Source organism: Neorhizobium phenanthreniclasticum (assembly GCF_040066075.1).
Lineage (GTDB): Bacteria > Pseudomonadota > Alphaproteobacteria > Rhizobiales > Rhizobiaceae > Neorhizobium > Neorhizobium petrolearium.
Genome location: NZ_JBEAAL010000017.1, coordinates 28,247 through 50,187, shown reverse-complemented (window position 1 = coordinate 50,187; position 21,941 = coordinate 28,247). Strand labels below are relative to the sequence as shown.

At 59.2% G+C, this 21,941-nt stretch carries 18 protein-coding genes; 9 read left to right on the top strand and 9 right to left on the bottom strand.

Going from position 1 to position 21,941, the window contains the following annotated elements; translation table 11 throughout:
* Positions 1-13: 13 nt before the first annotated feature.
* The 3 genes from ABK249_RS20355 to ABK249_RS20345 all read right to left on the bottom strand — a co-directional run bounded on the left by ABK249_RS20355 (position 14) and on the right by ABK249_RS20345 (position 3,996).
* A complete protein-coding gene (locus ABK249_RS20355) occupies positions 14-643 on the bottom strand; it encodes an outer membrane protein (RefSeq protein ID WP_037146518.1) in 630 nt (209 codons plus the stop codon).
* Positions 644-1,124: 481 nt separating this feature from the next.
* Positions 1,125-2,165 carry a helix-turn-helix domain-containing protein gene (locus ABK249_RS20350; RefSeq protein ID WP_348863746.1) on the bottom strand — a complete coding sequence of 347 codons (1,041 nt, stop codon included), beginning with the start codon at positions 2,163-2,165 and terminating at the stop codon, positions 1,125-1,127.
* A gap of 154 nt (positions 2,166-2,319) precedes the next feature.
* Positions 2,320-3,996: an alpha-glucosidase gene (locus ABK249_RS20345; RefSeq protein WP_052182671.1), complete on the bottom strand. Its 1,677-nt coding sequence runs from the start codon at positions 3,994-3,996 to the stop codon at positions 2,320-2,322.
* 374 nt (positions 3,997-4,370) lie between these two features.
* Here ABK249_RS20345 and ABK249_RS20340 point away from each other — a divergent pair, with 374 nt between their 5' ends.
* The 4 genes from ABK249_RS20340 (at position 4,371) to ABK249_RS20325 (ending at position 9,123) form a co-directional block, all read left to right on the top strand.
* Positions 4,371-6,014 carry an alpha-amylase family protein gene (locus ABK249_RS20340; protein ID WP_348863745.1) on the top strand — a complete coding sequence of 548 codons (1,644 nt, stop codon included), beginning with the start codon at positions 4,371-4,373 and terminating at the stop codon, positions 6,012-6,014.
* Positions 6,011-6,997, top strand: coding sequence for a TIGR03885 family FMN-dependent LLM class oxidoreductase (locus tag ABK249_RS20335; RefSeq protein ID WP_037146511.1), 987 nt, complete (start codon positions 6,011-6,013; stop codon positions 6,995-6,997). Before ABK249_RS20340 ends, ABK249_RS20335 begins: the two co-directional genes overlap by 4 nt.
* A 77-nt stretch (positions 6,998-7,074) precedes the next feature.
* Entirely contained in the window at positions 7,075-8,481 is a 1,407-nt protein-coding gene (locus tag ABK249_RS20330; protein WP_227703478.1) for a cytochrome B6, read from the top strand.
* Positions 8,482-8,502: 21 nt separating this feature from the next.
* Positions 8,503-9,123, top strand: coding sequence for a DUF4142 domain-containing protein (locus ABK249_RS20325; protein WP_037146506.1), 621 nt, complete (start codon positions 8,503-8,505; stop codon positions 9,121-9,123).
* Positions 9,124-9,694: 571 nt separating this feature from the next.
* On the opposite strand, the gene ABK249_RS20320 is transcribed toward ABK249_RS20325, so the two are convergent.
* Positions 9,695-10,585, bottom strand: a complete 891-nt coding sequence (locus tag ABK249_RS20320) for an SDR family oxidoreductase (RefSeq protein WP_052182655.1) — start codon at positions 10,583-10,585, stop codon at positions 9,695-9,697.
* A 264-nt stretch (positions 10,586-10,849) separates the two neighbouring features.
* Between ABK249_RS20320 and ABK249_RS20315 the strand changes: the two genes are divergently transcribed.
* Positions 10,850-11,779: an AraC family transcriptional regulator gene (locus ABK249_RS20315; protein ID WP_052182654.1), complete on the top strand. Its 930-nt coding sequence runs from the start codon at positions 10,850-10,852 to the stop codon at positions 11,777-11,779.
* A 303-nt stretch (positions 11,780-12,082) separates the two neighbouring features.
* Here the strand turns inward: ABK249_RS20315 and ABK249_RS20310 are convergent, their stop codons facing one another.
* The 3 genes from ABK249_RS20310 to ABK249_RS20300 are packed head-to-tail and all read right to left on the bottom strand — an operon-like array spanning position 12,083 to position 15,135.
* Positions 12,083-14,302: a xanthine dehydrogenase family protein molybdopterin-binding subunit gene (locus ABK249_RS20310; RefSeq protein ID WP_348863744.1), complete on the bottom strand. Its 2,220-nt coding sequence runs from the start codon at positions 14,300-14,302 to the stop codon at positions 12,083-12,085.
* 3 nt (positions 14,303-14,305) lie between these two features.
* Positions 14,306-14,758 (bottom strand): (2Fe-2S)-binding protein, encoded by a 453-nt coding sequence (locus ABK249_RS20305; protein WP_037146502.1) that lies wholly within the window; start codon positions 14,756-14,758, stop codon positions 14,306-14,308.
* A 17-nt stretch (positions 14,759-14,775) separates the two neighbouring features.
* Complete coding sequence (locus tag ABK249_RS20300) at positions 14,776-15,135, bottom strand: c-type cytochrome (RefSeq protein WP_037146500.1); 360 nt, start codon at positions 15,133-15,135, stop codon at positions 14,776-14,778.
* 170 nt (positions 15,136-15,305) lie between these two features.
* Between ABK249_RS20300 and ABK249_RS20295 the strand changes: the two genes are divergently transcribed.
* The gene (locus ABK249_RS20295; RefSeq protein WP_037146498.1) at positions 15,306-16,280 is read left to right on the top strand and encodes an AraC family transcriptional regulator; all 975 of its coding nucleotides are present in this window, start codon (positions 15,306-15,308) and stop codon (positions 16,278-16,280) included.
* 115 nt (positions 16,281-16,395) lie between these two features.
* On the opposite strand, the gene ABK249_RS20290 is transcribed toward ABK249_RS20295, so the two are convergent.
* A complete protein-coding gene (locus ABK249_RS20290; RefSeq protein WP_152601039.1) occupies positions 16,396-16,656 on the bottom strand; it encodes a hypothetical protein in 261 nt (86 codons plus the stop codon).
* 11 nt (positions 16,657-16,667) lie between these two features.
* Here ABK249_RS20290 and ABK249_RS20285 point away from each other — a divergent pair, with 11 nt between their 5' ends.
* The 3 genes from ABK249_RS20285 (at position 16,668) to ABK249_RS20275 (ending at position 19,609) form a co-directional block, all read left to right on the top strand.
* Positions 16,668-18,206: a Fic family protein gene (locus ABK249_RS20285; RefSeq protein ID WP_037146497.1), complete on the top strand. Its 1,539-nt coding sequence runs from the start codon at positions 16,668-16,670 to the stop codon at positions 18,204-18,206.
* 612 nt (positions 18,207-18,818) lie between these two features.
* Positions 18,819-19,115 carry a type II toxin-antitoxin system TacA family antitoxin gene (locus ABK249_RS20280; protein ID WP_037146495.1) on the top strand — a complete coding sequence of 99 codons (297 nt, stop codon included), beginning with the start codon at positions 18,819-18,821 and terminating at the stop codon, positions 19,113-19,115.
* Positions 19,112-19,609, top strand: a complete 498-nt coding sequence (locus tag ABK249_RS20275) for a GNAT family N-acetyltransferase (RefSeq protein ID WP_227703476.1) — start codon at positions 19,112-19,114, stop codon at positions 19,607-19,609. The genes ABK249_RS20280 and ABK249_RS20275 overlap by 4 nt, the downstream gene beginning before the upstream one ends.
* Before the next feature lie 355 nt (positions 19,610-19,964).
* Here ABK249_RS20275 and ABK249_RS20270 read toward each other — a convergent pair whose 3' ends face one another.
* On the bottom strand, positions 19,965-21,857 hold the full coding sequence (locus ABK249_RS20270) for a PhoX family protein (RefSeq protein ID WP_227703475.1): 1,893 nt from the start codon (positions 21,855-21,857) through the stop codon (positions 19,965-19,967).
* Positions 21,858-21,941: the final 84 nt, after the last annotated feature.

Below are 21,941 nucleotides of genomic sequence, written 5' to 3'. Positions count from 1 at the left end.
GCTTGCTTGATCATCAAAACTTGATGCCAAGGCCGACCTTTACCGCATGCTGGTCAACATCGACGCTGACCCCTTGCAGTTCCTTTTTTCCAAAGTCGTTGTAACGATATTCGATGCGGCCGAAGATGTTGCCGGTGAAGGCGTAATCCAGACCCGCACCGACCGTGTAGCCGTTGAAGGTTTCTTCGTCCTTGCCCAATCCCGGCACGTCGACGTAACCTTGGGTGGCGGCCCATCCCGCTGTGGCGTAGATGAGAGCGCGATCGAACGCATATCCCACGCGGCCACGCACCGAACCTGCCCAATCGGTGCCGAAATCCGCCCCGAAAATCTCTTGTTCGTTCCAGTTGTATTCGACGTCGCCCTCGATGCCGACCACGAGATCATTGTCGAACTGGTAATTGTAGCCTGCAAAGGCTCCAAACAGACCGCCATTGGCGTCTTCGGAGCTGGAAATGCCGAGGCCGGAGAATTTCCCATTGGCCCAGCCGCCACCGCCCTGGATACCAAGATAGGCGCCCGACCAGGTGTAAGCCGGCGCCTCAAAAGCGACGGAGGGTGCGGGATGTTCGGCAACGACATCAGCAGCCTGTACCGTTGACGCACCGAGCGCAAGGAAAGTGGAAAGAACAAATATTCTCATGGGTGTCGTACTCCGATTGCCGGGAAGCTGGTTGGCTGGAAGAGGTTGTGGATCTGATCGTCGCCTGATGCCGGACGACGAATTTGCGGGACGACGGCTACGCGTCATCGTGGGGCGGGCAACAAGCCATGCGCAGGTTGTGCGATTATCGGCTAAGGCCACCAGGAGTATTGAGCCCGACAGGTCTGTTTGGAAAGACGCGACCTGGCGTCCGGTCAACGAAAGGCGCTCTGGCAATGCCTCGGGTAAGTCTTTCGGCCACACTTCGATTTTCCCCCGGCCCGCCAATCATTGAAAACCATCGCGCTGGCACGCCGTCGTTCTGCGTGGGGGCAGGCGAGGACGCGCCGAGTGCTAGGCGGAGCGAGGCTAAAAAATCAAAATTCTGAAACGAATATAAGAAGCTGCAAGCGCAGTGGGGTAAATCTATCCCAGCGCGCAAACGAGAGCCGATAACATACTCAAAGCGCGCAAGGCGGCGTCACCCATCAAGCACACAGGATCCGTTACCTCCCCATAAGGCGGCGCGAGCGAACCAGCTTTGTGATTCGTTTGTGCCGGATATCCAGTTCCTCTGTGCGACAGCCCGGATCTCGCGTGGCGTGAGTCCATGAAGACGCTGGAAGGCGCGTGTGAAGTTATGGGCGTAGACGAAGCCGTGTTCGAGGCCGATCGCAGCTATCGACTTGTGAGCTTGAGCCGGATCGCGAAGAGCCGAACGCGCCAGCGTCAATCGTCGCCTTTGAAGGTAGGAGGCGACGCCGCCATCGCCGGAAAAGAGGTAGGTGAGCTTGCGTAACGAAATGCCAAAAGCCGCGGCAATGCGGACCGGCGAAAGATCCGTATCAAGTGCGTTTGCATCGATGTAGCGTCGAATTTCACCAAGCTGCACTGCGGCTACGCCTTGCGATGTATCCTCTCTCGCACCGCCGTTGAGGGTGGCGGCAACAAGTTCGGCGGTCGGTAGGGCTAGCGCTGCGGCTTGCTTTTCATCGAGTAGCGGAAGGACCTGCCAAAGAGCGTCGAGGTGATTGCGAAGAAGTCCCACAATTGGCTCATGAGCCGCCAGAACCCTCATATTGTGCTCGTCGGGGCTCATCAACAATGGTGCGAGCAGTGACCGGGGAACGAAGAGGGTCAGATTGGAAAAATCGCTCGCAGATCCCGCGTGGGCTTGCGCGGTATCGTGAATGATCAGGTCTCCCGGTGCGGCGTGTGCTTCCTGCCGTCCGTCTTGGCGGCTCCAATGACCCTTGAGAAAAAACTGTATCTCGAAATGGTCGTAGCCATCCGCGGCAACGCGATAGCTGGAACGGTTCAGCTTTTGGGCGACGCTGATGCAATGGGTCAGCAGCAATTCTCCAAAGCGGAATGTGCAGTGGGTGGTGTGAAATGCTTCCGGTTGGGATATGGTGACGTCATAAAGCGAGCCAGCGGATTGCTGCCAGAATTCAAGAGCCGATTTTAAGGGCATCCCACGCGTGTTCGTCTTGAATAGAAGTGTCGGCCGGTCGCCATTCATCGCCTCATTGTCAGACTTTTCAATCATGCAGCCTCATTTTCAATTGGCAGGGAGATGGGGACCCTGTGATGGCTAAACGGCGACGAGAAAGAATCTTCGCGGTGATACTGCTTCTCTCACAGGCCATCGTCAAAGCTGCCATGCAAGTGACTTCCTATTCCCTCATCTCGCATAAAATAGCGAATGCTTCATAGGGCTTAAGGTCGACATTTTCTCCAAGCGTATCGACCGGCTCATAGTTCCAGATCAGGCATGTTCCCGGATTTGCGAGTTCGCGTGGAAGCGTCAGCTGAACCTTGTGAGGTGCAAAATTGGCGATCACCACCAGTCGGTCCCTGTCGAGCGCGCGGGAATAGACGAATGCATCCGGATGCTGGTCGAGCCAGGACTGATAGAGCCCATAGACGATGACGGGATGCGTCTTCCTGAGTGCGATGAGCTTGCGGTAATGGTTCCAGATCGACCGCTCGTCGGTCATCGCCGCTTCCGCGTTGACGGTCGCATAATTGGGATTAACTTCGATCCAAGGCACTCCTTTCGTGAAGCCTCCATGCGCAGCGGCGTTCCATTGCATCGGTGTGCGAGCATTGTCGCGTGCGCTCTGGTTGGCACCTTTGATGAAATCCTCCGGCGACAGCCCGGCCTCGACATGCAGCCGGTGCATGTTGAGCGTCTCGATGTCGCGATACTGATCGATTGTGGTGAATGGCACGTTGGTCATGCCGATCTCTTCGCCCTGGTAGATAAACGGGGTCCCCTTCATCAGGTGCAGCACGGTCGCCAGCATCTTGGCCGACTGCGAGTGATAACCGGCTGCATCCCCATACTGCGAGACCGCGCGCGGCAGGTCGTGATTGCCCCAGAAGAGCGAGTTCCATCCGTCCTCGGACAGAGCATATTGCCATTTGCTGAGCACAGACTTCAGCTTCACCAGGTCGAAGGCTTTCGGGCGCCACTTACCGTAGATCTCGTCCCATTGCTGGGTGACGTGTTCGAACTGGAAGACCATCGAGAGCTCGCTGCGGTCGCGGCCAGAATAAAGGAGCGCAGATCCCGGCGTGGCGCTCCAGCATTCGCCGACGGTGAGGATGTCGTGGCGTCCGAACGTCCTGCGGTTCATCTCCTGCAGGTATTCATGCAGGCGCGGCCCATCCTTCACCAGCCCCTGGTCGACCTGTTTGCCAATATAATCGATGACATCCATGCGGAAGCCGGCAATGCCGCGCTCAAGCCACCAGTTCATCATTTTGTAGATTTCCCGGCGGACCGCAGGGTTCTCCCAGTTGAGGTCCGGCTGGCGGCGCGAAAACAGGTGCAAATAATATTCGCCGCTCAATGGATCGAGCGTCCATGCTGGCCCACCGAAGGAAGACATAAGATCGTTGGGCGGTCCGCCGTCCGGCCCGGGTCTGCGCCAGATATAGAAATCACGAAACGGATTGCCCGGTCCCTTGCGGGATTCCAAAAACCAAGGGTGTTCGTCGGATGTGTGGTTGACGACGAGATCGAGCATGATACCGATGCCGCGCCTGCGCGCCTCGACAACCAGATGATCGAAATCGGCGAGTGTGCCGAATTCCGGGGCGATGTCCTGGTAATCAGAAATATCGTAGCCGTTGTCATCCATGGGCGACCTGTAGATTGGGGACAGCCAAATCAGGTCAATGCCAAGCGATTTGAGGTAGCCCAGCTTGGAGGTGATACCGGCAATGTCGCCGATGCCGTCACCATTTGAGTCGCAGAAACTGCGCGGATAGATCTGGTAGACCGTCGATACATGCCACCACTTGCGTCCGGCCGGTAAGGCTTCCTGCTCGCTGGCTCGATTCATGGGGTGATCGTGGAACGGATCCATCGGAGGCCTTTCGCAATCGTCTCGTTGAGCCGAACGTCAAGGACGAGTGCTGGTTCCGTCGTTTGGGTGTCTCCCCGAGACCTGCGCACGGAGACGGGCTCGCTTCGCCCGGAACTGACGATAACCAAATCTATCCAAGATAAGCCATCTTGCCGTCTTTGGGGCGGGCATGGTTCCGGGTGCCGAATATCTCCTTGGGCGCCGTCGCACCGGCAAGAAAATCGAGTTCCATGCGGCGGCGCCGGCGGGTTCGTTGCAGGCCATGTGCAATCAGGAAAGCCCAGGGGGAACTTGCCTCGTTTGGAGCCGTTTATGCCCTTTTAACAGGGCAATGACAGGAGATTGCAGGCGTGCCGAACCGGAGCAGCACCTGGTACGAAGAAGCAGTGATCTACTGCATCGATGTCGAGAAGTTCGCAGACGGAAATGGCGACGGTGTCGGTGACTTCGTCGGGCTCACCGAAAAGCTGGCCTATCTTTCCGAATTGGGTATCACCTGTATTTGGCTTTTGCCCTTCTATCGCAGTCCCGACCGCGACAACGGGTATGATGTCAGCGATTTTTATTCCATCAATCCCAAAGTCGGCACGCTCGACGATTTCTTGACATTTCTGCACGGAGCCGGAGAGCACGGCATTCGTGTGATCATCGATCTGGTCGTTAACCACACTTCCGACCAACATCCTTGGTTTCAGGCCGCGCGGCGTGACGACAAGGCGCGTTATCGCGATTATTATGTCTGGAGCGCTGATCCTCCACCGGTCGCTGCCGGCGCCAAATCGATCTTTCCCGGTGAGGTGGACAGTCTGTGGACTTACGATGAGGTCGCGCGAGCTTATTATTTCCATAATTTTTACGAGTTCCAACCGGAGCTGAATGCCGCCAATCCCCAGGTGCGTGAGGAAATCCTCCGGATCGTGGACTATTGGATTGCCTTCGGGGTCAGTGGGTTTCGGTTGGATGCAGCTCCGCTCATCATCGCGGACAAAGGGCTCGAACATGCCAATCCCCGCGATCCGCACGGTATTCTCAGGCAAATCGGTGGCTATCTGCAAAGCCGCCGGCCAGGCGGCGTACTGCTCGGAGAAGTAAACCTTCCGCCAGAGGCGTCGGACGCATTTTTCGGAGAAGGAGACCAAATCCAGCTTCTGCTCAACTTCATGCTGGCCTGCTATATGTTCGCCGGCTTTGCCAAGCAGGACGCCGCCGCAATCAACCAGGGCCTGAGCCTTCTTCCGGAACCTCCCTTGAACTGTGGTTGGGTCAATTTCCTCCGCAATCTGGACGAGCTCGATTTTTCCCGCGTGCCGCCCGATCTGAAGCAGGCGGTTTTCGACGTCTTCGCGCCGAAAAAGGAAATGCAGGTATTCGAGCGCGGCGTCCGGCGGCGTGTCGCGCCGATGCTGAATGGTGATCAGCGCCGGATCGAGCTGGCATTCAGCATCGTCTTTTCGCTGAAGGGGCCGCCCCTCATCGTTTACGGAGACGAGATCGGTATCGGTGAAGATCTTTCCCAAGCCGGACGGAACTCTGTGCGGGTGCCGATGCAGTGGTCAGGCGAGAGGAATGGTGGCTTCTCAACCGCGAATGTCGGAAAGCTGTGTCAGCCGGTCGTCACCGAAGGGCCGTTCTCATACAAGAACGTGAATGTCGCAGACCAGAACAACGACGCCGGTTCGTTGTTGAACAGGATGAAGCGATTTATCAGCCTTCGCCGAAATCAGCCGATTTTCACGAAGGGCCGGCCGGTGAGGCTGAGTGCGGACGATCCAGCTGTTCTTGTCCACGGGTTCGAAGACGCGGGTGACCTGCTGTTGCTCGTCCACAACCTGGCGAGCCGACCGATCAAAGCCGAGATCAATTTTGGCGGCATGCAGCCCAGATACTTTCGTGATCTGATGGGCGACCTGGAATTCGATGTCGCGAAGAATTCACGACTGGAACTCGAACCTTACGCCTATCGCTGGCTCATTTCCGAAGGCAATGGACAATGACGCTCATCGGCTACCATGCCTCTCATGAACAGTTTCCGCCGAGCGAACTGATCGGCTACGTCCGGACCGCGGAAGCCGCGGGCTTTGGAGCGGTGATGTCTTCGGATCATCTGACCCCCTGGAGCGAGAGACAGGGCCAATCGGGCTTTGCCTGGGCGTGGCTGGGGGCGGCAATGCAGGCAACACAATCCATTCCGTTCGGCATCATCACCGTTCCGTCCGGGTGGCGTTATCATCCCGCAATCACGGCGCAGGCTGCGGCGACGGTCGCCGAGATGTTTCCGAGGCGTTTTCCATGGATGGCAGTCGGCAGCGGTCAGGCCATGAACGAGCACGTGACGGGACAACGCTGGCCGTCGAAGCGGGAGCGGAACGCAAGGCTGCAGGCGGCGATCGGGATCATCCGTGAACTGTGGTCGGGAGAACTCGTCAGCCGCGAAGGACCGATCAGGGTAGACGAGGCGCGCATTCATACTCTTGCCGAAGAAATGCCCCGCATCGTTGCCGGTGCATTGTCGCCCGAGACGGCGGAATGGGCGGGAAGCTGGGCGGATGCGCTGATCACCATCAATCAGCCGCGGGAAAACCTTCGCGATATCGTCGAGGCATTTCGGCGTGGCGGCGGCGAAGGCAAGCCGCTCTACTTGCAGGTGCATATCTCTTATGCCGCCTCCGACGATGAAGCGCGAGCCAATGCCTTCGACCAGTGGCGCAGCAACGCCGTTACCGCTGCGGTCGCCGAGACGCTCCGGCTGCCCGAAGAGTTCGATCAGGCATGTGCCAAAATACGGCCGGAAGATCTGGATGAGCATGTGCGCGTCTCGGCTGATCCGCATCGGCATGTCGAGTGGTTGAGAATGGACGCCGCGATGGGATTTCAGGAAATCTACGTCCACAATGTCGGCCGAAATCAACATGAATTCATCGATGTCTTTGGGCAGGAGGTTTTGCCCCGGCTTAAAGATAGCGGTCCTGAAACCTAAAATCATTGCTGTCCAGGAACTCTTCCCCCTCTCCGCAGTTCGGACAGCCTGCTCGATCGGCAATGGAGGAGAGGGATATGTGGAAATTTCGAAGATCCGGCGCATTCTTCGGGGCATCGTTTACCGGGATAAGCGTCCTGGCGGTCGCAGCCGTTTCCGATCCACTGCCGCCTGATGCTACATACCGGCCATTGCCGACCATGCCATTTTCGGAAGTCCGCAAAATTGACGAGGCGCAGAAGCCGGACGTAATGCGGCGGCAACGCGATCTTCTCGATCGCCGCTACGATCTATCGGACCGGCCGATGCCGGAGGTCATGATGTCTGGCGGGATGAAGCCCGTGCAGGATGGGGTTCGCGTCAAGCTTCCGGCGGATACAAGCTGGGATCAATTAGCGGAGATGACACCGGCCGAGATCAGGGAAAAAAACCTTTTACCGGAAGGATTTTTGCCCCTGCCGCATGTGAAACAGGCGACGGGCGGACAAGTCTTTCCCAACCGTCAGATCGATGAAATCCACGTGCAGGAAATGCGGGATCTTCGCCGGTTCGACGTCGACTTCGATCTTCCCGACAATCTGACGCCGGAGTTTCCTCCGCCCATTTTTTTGACAACGCATCCCGAACTCGGTGACGTGTCGCGAGGACAATTGCTGACGATCAAGAACTTCTACGAGATCATGAACGGCATCATCACGCCGGTGCAGATGGAAGGATTGCGGTTGCTTTTGACCCCTTTTCCGCAGGAGGAGTTCAATCAGACCGAAGATCGCAAGGTTGCAGACCAGAGCACGGGTGTTTCCTGTCTCGATTGCCATTCGAATTTCCATACCAACGCAGCTTTCCACCTGACGCCGGATGTCCGCCCCCAAGCGGATCGTTTCCGGCTCGATACGACAAGTTTGAGGGGATTGTTCAACCAACAGATCCACGGTTCCAAGCGATCACTGCGGTCGGTCGAAGATTTTACCGAATTCGAGCAGAGAACCGCCTATTTCAACGGCGACCATGTCAGTGCGACGCGCAAGGGCGTCAATCTGCCCGATCGGCCGAACCAGGTCGCGATGATGGCGCAGATGCAAAACATCATCGATTTCCCGCCCGCACCGAAGCTCGATCCGTTCGGCCGACTGGATCCGGCTCTTGCCACTGCGCAAGAGTTGTCCGGGGAGCAGATATTCATGGGCAAGGGGCGTTGTGCCGACTGTCACGTGCCGCAGACGGAGTTCATGGACAACAACATGCACGACCTGAAGCTCGAACGCTTCTACAAGATCGGTCAGGTTTTCAACGATTTCGTCACGCTACCCGACGGCCCCATCAAAACCTTCACGCTGCGGGGCATCAAGGATTCACCACCCTATATGCATGACGGACGCCTCATGACGCTTGCCGACACAGTCGAGTTTTTCAATCTGGTCCTGGGAGTCAAGCTGACCGAGCAGGAAAAGAAGGATCTGGTCGCATATCTGCTTACGCTGTGAGGGATAAAGGAGGAGAGCGCCATGTATCGCCATCGTATCATTTTGTTGGGAGGATTGATGTTGCTGAGCGGCAGCGCTGTTGCCCAGATTGGAAACCCAGCCGGAATGGGCGTCGACACGAAGATGTCGAAGCCCGGTGTGCCGGCGCCGCATCAAACCAACAATCAGGACCGGCTGTTTGCGCAACTTATCACCGCAGGCGGACTTGCAGAGGTGGAGTTGGGCAATTTGGCCAGCGGTAAGGCCAAGGCCGATGCCGTCAAGCAGTTTGCCGAGATGATGGTCCGCGATCACAAGGATGCCAATAGCAAATTGAAGGACCTCGCCGATGCCACCAAGATCCCGCTTCCGACCGGGCTTGATCCGGATCACCAGGTCGTGCGCGACCACCTGGATAAACTGAACGATGAGGCCTTCGACGTGGCCTATATCAAGGCGCAGATCGTTGATCATCAAAAGACGGCGCAATTGCTGGCATGGGAGATCTCATTGGGCGAGGATGGGGAAATGCAGCGGCTGGCGGCCTCAATGTTGCCCACCGTGCTCGATCATCTCCGGCGTGCCCAGGAAATAAACAGTATACTGACCGGGGCTGCGGTTCGTATTCCGCCGGTCGTGGCGATGAAGGAGCAGAAGCCATAGCCGCAGGAGTGGTCATTTCACTTGCGTCATTCCACGTCGGGAAAGCACGTGGCCGACGGCTCTATGGCGCGTCGTCACATTCGGTTCCCGAACCACGTCGCGTGCGCGACGCAGACGCGTTGGTAGCTTTTAATGTTCCCGCCAGATTCACAGCCCGGCTTGCCGCATGCTTTTGCCTGGGAGAGCCGCTGGGAGTTTCGAAGGCTTTCCGAACGGTGTCGGTGGGGCTTGCAGGACATGATTTCGGCCAGGCTCGCCAAGCGACCTCGTCAATTGTTTTTGAGATCGCGTGAATGAGGCAACCGCTTCTCAGTAGCCCGCCTTCGGCGCTGATAGCGACATCGTCTATGCGTTCGACAGTTGTAGGTTCGCCACGACCTCTGCAACCCGCTAGATCTTTCGGTGACGAGCGCTGCCCCTTCAGGAAAGAAGGTGAGACCCCAGGGCATGTCGAGGTTGGATGCAATCTCGGTCTGACCATAATTTCTTCGCCGGGACACGCTTCCGTCACCTGTGCCATTGGTGACGGAAGCTAGCTGTTATCGACTCAGGGTGGGAATCACTGGGCCGACTAGGCGATGCCTCCGTTCGCGTAGATGGCCTGGCCGTTCACCCAGCGGGCGTTGCCGCTGCACAGAAGCGAAATGACTTGGGCGATGTCTTCCGGTTCTCCCAGCCGCCCATGCGGCGTGCGCTGTACGAAACCTGCAATCTGCTGCTCCGTCTTTCCGTCGGTGAACAAGGTCGTATTGACGACGCCAGGCGCGATCGCATTGACGGATATGTTTCGCCCGGCCAGTTCCTTCGCCAAAACGGTAGCGTAAAGCTCTTGGGCCATTTTCGAGGCTGCGTAGGGTCCGTAGGTTTCTGTACGGAACTTGGCGATGGTGGAAGAAAGAGCAAATATCCGGCCGCCGTCGCGAACACGCCGAGCTGCTTCACGCAACGTGTGGAAGCTTCCGCGTATGTTGACGTCGATCATGTGATTGACGTCCTCGTCCGTCATCTCGGCGAAAGGCGCAAGATGCATCACGCCGGCATTGGCCACGACGACGTCGACGCCGCCGAATGCCTCTTCTGCCGCATCGAACAGCGCTCGCACCGCTGCCGGATCCCGCACGTCCGCCTGTCGCCAGATGGCTTGGCTTCCGTCTGCCTCGATATCTGCGGCCACCCGGGCTGCGAGATCAGTGTTCACGACGCAGTTGACGACCACTCGATAGCCGTCACGGCCAAGCTGCCGCGCGGTTGCTGCACCGATTCCTCTTGACGAGCCCGTTACCAGTGCAACTCCTGGATTGCCGGCAGTCCCCGACGCCGCTCCGGCAGTGGTGGCCGGGGATTGTGCCCGAGCTATGCCTGCTATGGTGGCCGTTGTGGCAAGAACACCGGCTCCGGCCAGCATCTTGCGCCGCGACACTGCAGGGATGACCGGTTCGTTCTGACGATCTGTCATTTTCATCTCCTTTTCGTGGTTGTGTCGACGTTGCGTCGACCGGTAGCGAGGTTCATGGCTCAATCGAGGTCGAAGCCCACGCTTTTCCTGCCTGACCCGCACGGCGGCGGACGTACCGATGAGAGGGCGCCCTCTTTGTTGGGAGATTTTTTACATCGAGGCGGGCTGGGAGACTTGCCGCGGTCTGCGCAAAACTTGCCTAATCCTGCAAGGTTGCTGAAATGCTCGCGCTGACGTGCTAGGTTCACGACAAAAACGGGAGCAAGCGATATGGATGCACTCAAGCAGGCTGTTCGCACGTATGCGCGACATCACGCGAACCGGGAGGGCTTGGCCATAACCCCGGTGCCAGGGCTGCGCATGATGTGCGTTGAAGAGTCTACTGGCGACTTGCACTCCGTCTATCGGCCACTCGTCTGCTTCGTGCTGCAAGGCGCAAAGCGCATGCTTGTGGGGACTGAGGAACGGATAGTCTCTCGTGGACAGTCGGTCATCGTGGCTGCCGACATGCCCGTGGTTGGCCGGATCATCGAGGCGACCCCTGAGGCGCCCTATCTTGCGATTGCCGTGGAACTGGAGATTGCGCTCCTGCGCGAGGTTGCGGCCCAGATCGGCACGGATGCCTCGAAACGTTCATCGGGAACGCAGAAGTTGTTCACGGGCGATACCGAAGCAGCGATGCTGGATTGTGGGTTGAGACTGATGCATCTTCTGGACCATCCGGATGCGACGCCCATCGTGCGGCCCGGCATCATGCGGGAACTGCATTACTGGCTCCTGTCGGGTCCGCATGGTCCCGCACTGCGCACACTTGCAGACCCCGATAGCTATGCCGGTCGCCTGGCTGAAGCTATCGCGATCCTCAGGTCGGAATATCGCGCACGTATTGCTGTCGAGCGCCTGGCAGCCGCAGCGGCTATGAGCCTGACTGCGTTTCACAAGCACTTCAAGATGATGACGTCGCTGACGCCGGGGCAGTACCAGAAGCGACTGCGTCTCATCGAAGCACGGCGCCTCATGCGCGATGAAGGCTTTTCGGCAAGCAACGCGGCGTTCGAGGTGGGATATGAGAGCGTTTCCCAGTTCACCCGCGAATATGGTCGCCTTTTCAAGGTGCCGCCAAAGCAGGACACTTTGCGGGTGCGCCGCAACCCGGCTGCCGAACGTAGACCGGAGGTGCGGGCGGGTGGGCTTACGTAGTCAGCTCGACTTACTCACGCACGCCGTACGGGGTAGCATTGCCATTGTGCCGAAGAGCCCGCTGAACTTTGCACCGGACCTCCAGACAGCTGCTGAGCGTAGGCCATCGCGAACCGTTGCGGTTTGTCCGCACGGACAGATACTCAGGAAGGCGACGGCCTGTTTATCAAAAGCGCAAACGCAGTCGCGAGTGGATGGGCCGATGCGTGCAATCGCGGCAGAGGCCGGCGTGGCGTCGATACCCTTCATCGGCACTTCTTGCGGTGCTCCGACATCATCCAGTGCGAGCAAGCATCTGCGGAGCTAGGCGTTCAGGGCCGCTAGGACCCGGTCGGGCAGGAACGGGTAGTGCCGGAGCCTCGCCCCGCCCGTGAGCCGCGCGACTGCGTTGGCGATTGCCGGCCCCACCGGCGGCAGGCCTACCTGGCCCATGCCTCCAACCGGGCTTCCACTTGTTGGAACCACCGACACCTCGATTTCGGGCGCCTCGGACATACGGATCACTCTATAGGTGTCGAAGTTTCCTTCCTGCACCTCGCCATCGACGATGTTGACCTGCTCGAACAGTGCATGGCCAGTTCCGTTCGTGATCCCGACGATCAACATGCCCTCAATGTGGCGCGGCTGGATCGCGACCCCCGGGTCCACAGCGCACCAAACCTTATGTACCCTGATCACCCCGGTTTCACGATTGAGCGACACTTCCGCAATCTGCGCACAATGAGAGCCAAAGGCATCGGAATAGGCGAGGCCGAGTGCTCGGCCATCGCGCTCCCGATCCCATTCGGCCATCCGGGCGACGGTCTCTATAACGTTGCGCGCCCGTGGCTGGTCCCGCAGCAGCTCCAGCCTGAGTTGCAGGGGATCGGTTCCCCTGGCGGCCGCGATTTCGTCGATAACGCATTCGATACCGAACCGGGTGTAGCCAACCCCGACCGCGAACCAGAAGCCGATGTCCAAGCCGTTATCTTGTCGAATGTACTCGATCCGATGAGCGGGAACGGCGTAGTTGAAATGCGCCCCCTCGGTCACGACGTCGTCGTGACCGCCCGCGTTTGCGAACAATTCGGCGTTGGTTCGAGCGAAGATGGAATCGGCCACAATACGATGCCGCCAGCCGGCGATGTTGCCATCGGCGTCCAGCCCGACCTGAATGTGCTGCGCTTCGAGTGGCCGGAATTTATCATGCCGGATATCGTCCTCGCGGCTCCAGATGACCTTGACCGGGCGTCCCTCCGCCTCCTTGGCCAGCGACGCGGCATCGACAATGAAGTCCGCCTCGGCCTTGCGGCCGAAGCCGCCACCGAGCAGGGTCACATTGACCTTGACCTTGTCAGGTGTGGTGCCGATGACCTCCGCGGCAAACCCCTGTGTACCCGTCGGCCCCTGCGTCGGCGCCCAGATCTCCACGGTGTCCCCGGTCACCAGCGCCGTGGCATTCATCGGCTCCATGGTGGCATGGCAGACGAGATCGCTCATGTAGTCGACTTCGATGACAGTCGCCGCATTCGCGATCAGGGCATCTGCGTCACCTTCGGAGAAGGCCTCCACGCCCGTTTGCGAGAGGTCGCCCGCCACGCTGCGATAGTGTTCCAGCAGGCGGGTGCTTGCGTAGTTGCGAACCCGCGACGTCGTGCTCCACGTCACATTGAGAAGGTCCTTTGCCCGCAGCGTCGCCTCGACCGTATCGCCGATGATTCCGACCCCGTAGGAAAGCGGTACAATATGCGTCACGCCCGGCACGGTCCTGGCCGCGGTGTCGTCAATGGCCTCCGGTCGTTCACCCTGGACGGGTGCCCGCAGCACCGCGCCATACAGCATGCCGGGAAGCTGCACATCGATGCCATAGATCGCGGTGCCGTCGACCTTCGCCGGCACGTCGACACGGGGGATGTCACGCCTGCCGATATAGCGCCATTGATCGGCGGGTTTCAGGTCGGCCCCTGTGGCCTGCGGCAAAGGATCGGGAAGTGGACCGGCCGCCGCGATCTCGCCATAGCCGAGCGACCGACCGGATCGTGCATGTACTACGCGGCCTGGTTCCGTCTTGAGCTCGATCGCCGGCACGTTTAGCATTCCGGCTGCACTTGCCAGGATGACCTTTCTGGTCTGCGCGCCGATCAGCCGTAGCAGGTCGTAATAACCACGCGTGGATTCGCTGCCGCCCGTGAGCTGGATACCATAAAAGCCCGGATTGCCGTAGGTTTCCGCGTTGGACGGAGCCTGGACAATGCGGACCCTGTCCCAATCGGCATCCATTTCTTCCGCGATGAGAAGCGGCAGCGTTGTCATGATGCCCTGGCCCATCTCGGAGGCTGGCGACATGATACTGACTATGCCATCGGCCGCGATGGTCACCCAGGCGTTCGGGCGGTAGTCGCCCTCAACGGCTGGCGCCACGGCGGCACCCGATGCATTCCCGGGCAGACCGGCGAATGCAACCGCGACACCGAAGCCGCCCGCCGTGATCAGGAAACTGCGCCGCGAGATCGCGCGGCTGTGAAGCTTGAATGATTGGGTCATGTGTCAGCCCTCCCGTGCAGCGCGCTGAATGGCGCTGATGATCCGCACATAGGTCCCGCAGCGGCAGATGTTGCCATCCATATATTCGATGATCCGCTCACGTGTGGGGTTCGGCTCTGTCTCAAGAAGCGCCGCCGCCTGCATGATCTGTCCGGACTGGCAATAGCCGCATTGCGGCACCTGCTCGGCGATCCAGGCCTTCTGAAGCGGATGGCTGGCATCCGGCGAGAGGCCTTCGATCGTCGTGACCGCCTTGCCGGCGACATCCTCAAGGAAAGTCTGACAGGAACGTGTCGGCTCGCCATCGACGTGGACGGTGCAGGCCCCGCATTGTGCAATCCCGCAACCGAACTTCGTGCCGGTGAGCTTTAGATGTTCCCGGATTACCCAAAGAAGCGGTGTATCAGGTTCGGCTGTGACATCGACCGCGCGCCCGTTGATGGTGAAGGCTGTCATGATTGCTCCAATGAACTTTAATCGGCCGATTGGCCTTCCAGATACTGAATGATCGCCGCTCGCTGGGTTGCATTGGGGATCGCGACAGTCATCCGTGTGCCGCGAACCATGCGGCCCGGCGCCGTGAGAAAGGTGTCGAGGGATTGGCCGTCCCAAGTGATGCCGGAAGACCGCATCGCGTCGGAATAGGCGGCGCCTTCGATGTTGCCGGCAGTCCGGCCGATGACGCCTGACAGGTGCGGACCCAACTTGTTCTGGCCCGCTTCCAGGCTGTGGCAGGTCGCGCAGCGTTGCTGAAACAGGCGCGCTCCATCAGCATCCTGGGCGGCGGCCGGAAAAGGACAGAACAAGCCCGACGATGGCAGAAGGGCTGCCATCAGGGCGCGTCTTTGCCCTTTGCCCCGGTGGTCCCAAAGACCGGATATTTTGCGAAGTATGGTAGAGATCATTGCATCGCCTCCATGGCTAGAGGCACGATAGACAAGCGCGCTGATACGAGCTATTCGTCTCCATCCACAATATCTTTGCGATCGTCCAGGATTACCTCATGGACCCTCTGTCAGACGTGCTTTCGCTCCTGAAACCGCGCAGCTACGTGTCCTCCGGCTTCGATGCGGGCGGCGACTGGTCGATCCAGTTCGGCGATCAGAATGAGCGGATCAAATGTTATGCCGTCGTCTCCGGCGGATGCTGGCTGGCCGTGGAAGATGTTCCCCATGCGGTGCGATTGGAAAGCGGAGACTGCTTCGTGCTGCCGAGCGGCCGTCCATTCCGTCTTGCGAGCGATCTGAGCCTTCGCCCTGTCGAAGCTGGCACGGTCTTTCCGCCGGCCCGGGCCGGCGGTGTCGTCACGGTGAATGGCGGCGGGGATTTCTTTCTTGTCGGCAGCCGCTTTGCCGTCAGTGGGCAACATTCCGGCACATTGCTGCGAACCTTGCCTCCGATCGTGCACATCCACAAAGAGTCGGATCAGGCGGCTCTGCGTTGGTCCGTGGAGCGGATGATGCAGGAACTGCGCGAGCCACAGCCTGGGAGTTTCCTTGTCGCTCAACACCTTGCCCATATGATGCTGGTTCAGGCCCTTCGGCTCCATCTGGCAGACGAGGTGGAAGGCCGTGTCGGCTGGTTCTTTGCCCTCGCGGACAAGCAGATGTCCGCAGCGATCGCCGCCATGCACGCCGATCCTGCCCGTCGCTGGACGCTGCAGGAACTTGCCGAGCGCGCCTGCATGTCCCGATCCGCCTTCGCCATGAAATTCAAGGCAACCGTCGGCGAAACGCCCATGGACTATCTGACCCGCTGGCGGATGCTGCTGGCGGCAGACAGGCTGGCAAATTCGAATGACCCGATCTCAATCATTGCCCTATCGCTGGGTTACGAGTCCGATGCCGCATTCAGCACGGCGTTCAAGCGGAAGATGGGTTGCGCACCGCGACAGTATGGTCGCAATCGAAATCCGGTTCTTGCTTCGTCGGCCGGCGACGGAGCGGCTCGTTCCCAGACAACGGATGGGTATTACTAGTTTCCCTTTTTCGTGGTTCGAATCATATCAAGCGGGCTCGGCCTGGGGGCACAACGCCATGCAGATGATGGCCTAAAGAGCAATCTTGCTGCAATGGGGGCGTGGGGAACTGCGCTCATGGAAAAACACAGGCCGTTTTAAGTTTTTGAGCTGCTTCACGCTGGTTCAAACCAGCGTGGCGCCATCGATCCGCAGCAACGGGAAGGGGGTGATGTAAGATCGAGGAGGTTGGCCAGCCGATTGACCGCAGCGGTGGTGAGAAATCCGACTCTGCGGAATTGAATTTCATGCCGTCCGGTTGGATTCCATCGAATTTCATTGTCCGGAATTTCTTTTCATGACATTTCTTATCCAAGGACAGGATTTCACGGGTCAATATCGAAGTTCATGGCGCATGAGCAAAAGAAGCCATTTTCAGACGCGGTGAGCGTTTTTCACGGGCGCTGGTTGCCCGAGCGAGCGCTCCCTGTCGGCTACGCTGCCCTGATCGACGCTTTCGAACTGCCCGTACCCCTGCCGATCAGCCTTGCCGCCATCGGCCCACGCCACAAGATTTATCAGGCTGACGGGTGGAAGCTTTACACGCCGCGTCACCAACCCGAACCCAATCTCACGGGCCATCTGACCTTCGCGTTGCGTTACGAAGGACTGGATCTGGCCGTGCTCAAGTCCCTGTTTCAGGTGACCGGACCGCAGCCCGTTACCGAGATCGTGCGAGCTGCGCCGACCGGCGCGTATGCGCGGCGTCTCTGGTTTCTCTATGAATGGCTGCTAGACACCAGGCTCGATCTGGATGATGCCGCCCAAGGCTCTTATGCTCCCGTCGTCGATGCCGATCTGCAATGGGCGGTTGATGGGACGACATCGCCGCGCCATCGGCTGAAGAACAACCTGCCGGGAACACCCGCCTGGTGTCCGATGATCTTCCGGACACCCGCCCTGGACGCATTTGTCGCACGTAATCTCGGCGAGGAAGCACGGCGCTTGATTGCAGACGTGCCGGCCGATCTGCTCGCCCGCACCGCCACCTTCCTGCTCCTGAAGGATTCGCGGTCGAGTTTTCAGATCGAGGGCGAAAATCCGCCCCAGGATCGCATCCAGCGCTGGGGGCAGGTGATCGGGGAGGCTGGTCGCCATCCAGTCGACCGGGCCGAACTGGAGCGGTTGCAGCGCATTGTCATCGGCGACGCGCGTTTCGTGCACCTTGGCCTGCGCACTGATGGCGGCTTTGTCGGCGAGCATGATCGCGTGAGCGGCGCGCCAATTCCGGACCACGTCAGCGCCCGCTATGAGGACCTGCCGGATCTGATCGACGGACTGACTGCCTTCGACCGCGGTGCGCGGCAGCTCGATCCGGTTCTCGTGGCCGCCGCGCTCGCCTTCGGCTTCGTCTATATCCATCCGTTCGAGGACGGGAACGGACGCCTGCACCGTTACCTCATCCACCATGTGCTGGCTGAGCGCGGCTTCAATCCGCCAGGGCTGGTGTTTCCCGTCTCGGCCGTCATCCTCGATCGCATCGACGAATACCGGCGCGTGCTGGAGACCTATTCGCGCCGTCTGTTGCCCCATATCCGTTGGCGACCGACCGATCGCGGCAATGTCGAGGTGCTGAACGAGACGGCCGATTTCTATCGCTATTTCGATGCGACGCCCCACGCGGAGTTCCTGTTTGAATGCGTGGCGCGGACAATCGACGTCGATCTGCCCGCAGAGACCGCCTTCCTTAGAGCTTATTATAGCTTTAAGGCCGAGGTCTCGCGGATGATCGACATGCCGGACAGGCTGCTCGACCTCCTGTTCCGCTTTCTGCGCCAGAATGACGGCAAATTGTCGAAGCGGGCGCGGGAACGCGAATTCGCCGCCCTGACGGACGGGGAGGCCATGCGCATTGAGGCCATCTACGCCGATCTTCAACATCCCTGATCAGGATTGTCCCAGCACTGCAAGGCGCCGCGACTCCATTGCCAAGATACTCCCTGGATCAGTTGGGGCATCGAGATCGACCTTCACGGGGTGCGGCTCGGAGCCGCCTTACGCCTCGAGGACGCGCCCAGAACGCTTCGAAGAGGAGCAGGGGTGCTGCCGACTGCGGCCGGCGCACCCTCATTGCAGGCTTGCCTCCTGCCAAGCGAGGTGAAGAATTGGCCCCTCTTGCCTCACCCAAGAATATTAGTGAAGTTGAGGGGGCTGAGATGCCCCCTAATCTTCTCCCAAGGCGATTGCCGATTAGGAAGGTGACACGCATCGCGAACCACTTGCATGATGCGCCGGGTGAACACTAAGGCCACTATTCTCTTGATAGTGGAAATCACTCTTAGGTGGAGAGGTGACGGCCGTTGAAACCTGTCTGGGTCTTCCAGTGTTTTTAGGCGCCTAAAGTTATACGGAAGAGCGGGCGTTGGTTCGATTCCCCAAGAGTCCATGAACGAAATGCGGCGAAATAGCACCGCGCGAAACGCGTAATGACGATATCTTTACGATGCTTGTAAAGATGATGTCGTTACGCTATATAAATGCCTGCAAACAGGAGTTTCCATGCCGACCTCACGCCCGAGTAAAAGTCCAGACGCAAGTGTGCCGCTGAATATGCGCATCAAGCCTGCGACCCGCAACTTGATCGATCGCGCCGCCGAGTTGCTCGGTAAAACGCGCACGGATTTCATGTTGGAAGCTTCCGAGCGCCGTGCCGAGGAAGTGCTGCTCGACCGTATTATCTTCACGGTAAGCCCCGAAATCTTTGCCGAATACCTTGCCCGGCTTGATGCGCCCGCCCCGCTCAATGAGCGTCTAAAACGCACCATGTCGACCAAAGCGCCGTGGGATGAGGCGTGACCCTCAGTGCACCGGCCCCCCTGGCCGATCATCATGAACTGGCCGATTTCAATTCCGGTGTCCCTGAACTGGACGACTGGCTGCGTCGCCGCGCCCGCGCCAATCAAGCAGGCGGCGCATCGCGTACTTTCGTCGTGTGCGAGGGAATCGGCGTTATCGCCTATTACGCGCTCGCCTCGGGCGCGGTAAAACAGCCGGAAGCACCTGGCCGTTTTCGGCGCAATATGCCGGATCCAATCCCAGTCGCTGTGCTTGGTCGCCTCGCCATTGATCAATCCTATCAGGGGCGTGGTATCGGCAGGGCATTAGTGCGCGACGCGGGCCTGCGCTTGCGTAATGCCGCTGAAGTACTCGGCATCCGCGGCGTGCTGGTCCATGCGATTTCCGATGACGCACGAGCCTTCTACGAGGCCGTCGGCTTCCTGCCTTCTCCGTCCGACCCCATGATGCTGATGGTCGGATTGCACGACCTCAACGACGCGCTGAACGGCTAAACGAAACTCATCAAAAATTTCGGTTGAGTCTACTCCATTTCGTCAATAAGTCACTGAAATTACTGATGTAATTCCGACAAGAAATGAGGTGTCGTGGGTTCGTATGCCAGCAATTGCAGCCAGACGTCGATTGACTGTTCTCAGATTGCGCTCCCATCGTGGCGAAGGGCTCGCGGGCTGAAAAAGGCGTTCCGCGACTACGAGCGGAATGACGAGGAGGCATGGCAGTGAAGATTGACCGCCGGATTTCAATCTCATTGCAAAGCGGCATACGAACTGCGATGTGCGCGACATTGGGAACTAGGAGGGGGCGCTGAAACCGGCGCCCCCAAACCGTTGTCGAGACAATTAACGGCTATCCGACAAGCGCATTGTCGGCGCGCTTGATTGCAACGACCGTCGAGCGTGGCAATTTGCCTTCGCCGTCGGGGAAGGGCGCGTCGGGGTGCTGAATGCCGACGAACACCGTCCGCTTGTCCGCCGACCAGGTCATGCCGGTGACTTCCCCGCCCTTCGGGCCGGTCAGGAAACGTTCGATGCGGCCGGTCGCCGGATCTCCGGCGAGCATCTGGTTGTTGCCCTGGCCGAGGAAGTCGCCTTCATTAGTGTCTTCACCATCCGTCTGGATCCACAAGAGGCCAGTCGAGTCGAACATCATGCCGTCCGGGGAATTGAACATGTTGCCGGAGTTGATGTTGGACGAACCGGCATAGGCGTCCTTGTGGACGTCCGGGTTGCCGGCCATCACGAAGAGGTCCCACTTGAACTTGCCGCCGGCATGATCCTCGTTTTCCGGATACCAGCGCACGATCTGGCCGTATGCGTTCTTCTCGCGCGGGTTCGCACCACCGACCGGCATTTCGTCGCCGCCGGCATTCTTCTTCACGCCACGATTGGTGTTGTTGGTAAGCGCGCAATAGGCTTCGATTGCGACCGGGTTGATGGCGACCCATTCCGGACGGTCCATGGTCGTGGCGCCGACCTTGGAGGCCGCCTGGCGGGTAAAGACGCAGATCTCGTCCATTTTCATACCGGTCGTTTCCGGCGTCAGCGCCAGCCACTCGCCGTTGCCGTCATCGACGAACTTGGCAACGTAGAGCGTGCCTTCGTCGAGCAGCTTGGATGTGTCGCCGCCCGGCACGTAGACGCCGTTTGAGACATATTTGTAGAGGAATTCGCCACGCTCGTCGTCACCCATATAGACGACCACCCGGCCATCGCGAGCGATCACGACGGCGGCGTTCTCATGCTTGATGCGGCCGAGCGCGGTGCGCTTGATCGGCGACGAGGAGACATCCGACGGATCGATTTCCACGACATAGCCGGCGCGGCGCGGCTCGTTCGGGTTCTTCGAGACGTCGAAACGGGGATCGAAGGTCTCGTAGCCATATCGCGTTTCGACCGCGATGCCGTAGCGCTTGAAGTCGTCGGGCATGATAAAGTTCGGATCGGTCGAGCCGAAGTAGCCGTTGAAGTTCTCCTCGCAGGTGAGATAGGTGCCCCACGGCGTCTTGCCGGCGCCACAGTTGTTGAAGGTCCCGAGACAGTCCGTGCCGTTCGGGTCGGCTTCGGTCTTGATGAGATCGGAGCCGGCGGCCGGCCCGGCGATCTTCATGGGCGTCAGATGGGTAATGCGGCGGTTGAACGGGCTGTCGAGCACGATTTCCCAGCCGTTTTCGCGTTCGGCGACTTCCATGACGGTGACGCCCTGCAGGTTCTGCAGGATCTTCACGTCGTCGGCGCTCTTCGGCATGCCCTTTTCATTGTGCGGAAGATTGGTTTCGTTGTTCACATATTCATGGTTGACGGCGATGACCTGATGATCGCCAATCACGAACAGTTCCATGCCGTCGGTGTTTTCGCCAAAGACCTTATCCGAGTTTTCGACGCTGACGCCGTTGACAGGATCGATATCCGGAACGTTGGAAAACAGGGGTTGGCCCCACTTTGCGAGCGGCTTCCAGGTGTAGCCTTCAGGGACGTGCACGGTGTTGTCCGTGAAGGCCGGGATCGGCTTGAATGCGAAGCGCGAAGCGGCGTCCTGCGCCTGGGCAGAGGTGGGGGACGCCAGATTGCCGAGCGTTCCCATGACGGCGGCGGCCGAACCGACGGCGAGGATACCGCCGAGGAAGCCGCGGCGCGAAATGGCCGATTCGACAACGCGGTCGAAATCGGTCTCGGCCGGGGGCGGATTCTGTAACTCGTCCCATTCGTCCCAAGACAATTTGCTGGTGTCGATATCAGCCATAGCGGTTCTCCTTTGTTGCATTCGGGACAATTCCAACAAAGCCCTTATCTCTTTAAAAACACACCCTTGTGACACGTGAGGGTC

Bases quoted from the DNA above. Each gene is read 5' to 3' on its own strand.
- ABK249_RS20350 (WP_348863746.1), bottom strand. From the start codon at position 2,165: ATGAATGGCGACCGGCCGACACTTCTATTCAAGACGAACACGCGTGGG.
- ABK249_RS20320 (WP_052182655.1), bottom strand. From the start codon at position 10,585: ATGAAAATGACAGATCGTCAGAACGAACCGGTCATCCCTGCAGTGTCG.
- ABK249_RS20270 (WP_227703475.1), bottom strand. From the start codon at position 21,857: ATGGCTGATATCGACACCAGCAAATTGTCTTGGGACGAATGGGACGAG.
- ABK249_RS20325 (WP_037146506.1), top strand. From the start codon at position 8,503: ATGTATCGCCATCGTATCATTTTGTTGGGAGGATTGATGTTGCTGAGC.
- ABK249_RS20285 (WP_037146497.1), top strand. From the start codon at position 16,668: ATGGCGCATGAGCAAAAGAAGCCATTTTCAGACGCGGTGAGCGTTTTT.
- ABK249_RS20315 (WP_052182654.1), top strand. From the start codon at position 10,850: ATGGATGCACTCAAGCAGGCTGTTCGCACGTATGCGCGACATCACGCG.
- ABK249_RS20305 (WP_037146502.1), bottom strand. From the start codon at position 14,758: ATGACAGCCTTCACCATCAACGGGCGCGCGGTCGATGTCACAGCCGAA.
- ABK249_RS20310 (WP_348863744.1), bottom strand. From the start codon at position 14,302: ATGACCCAATCATTCAAGCTTCACAGCCGCGCGATCTCGCGGCGCAGT.
- ABK249_RS20345 (WP_052182671.1), bottom strand. From the start codon at position 3,996: ATGAATCGAGCCAGCGAGCAGGAAGCCTTACCGGCCGGACGCAAGTGG.
- ABK249_RS20280 (WP_037146495.1), top strand. From the start codon at position 18,819: ATGCCGACCTCACGCCCGAGTAAAAGTCCAGACGCAAGTGTGCCGCTG.
- ABK249_RS20355 (WP_037146518.1), bottom strand. From the start codon at position 643: ATGAGAATATTTGTTCTTTCCACTTTCCTTGCGCTCGGTGCGTCAACG.
- ABK249_RS20330 (WP_227703478.1), top strand. From the start codon at position 7,075: ATGTGGAAATTTCGAAGATCCGGCGCATTCTTCGGGGCATCGTTTACC.
- ABK249_RS20295 (WP_037146498.1), top strand. From the start codon at position 15,306: ATGGACCCTCTGTCAGACGTGCTTTCGCTCCTGAAACCGCGCAGCTAC.
- ABK249_RS20335 (WP_037146511.1), top strand. From the start codon at position 6,011: ATGACGCTCATCGGCTACCATGCCTCTCATGAACAGTTTCCGCCGAGC.
- ABK249_RS20300 (WP_037146500.1), bottom strand. From the start codon at position 15,135: ATGGCAGCCCTTCTGCCATCGTCGGGCTTGTTCTGTCCTTTTCCGGCC.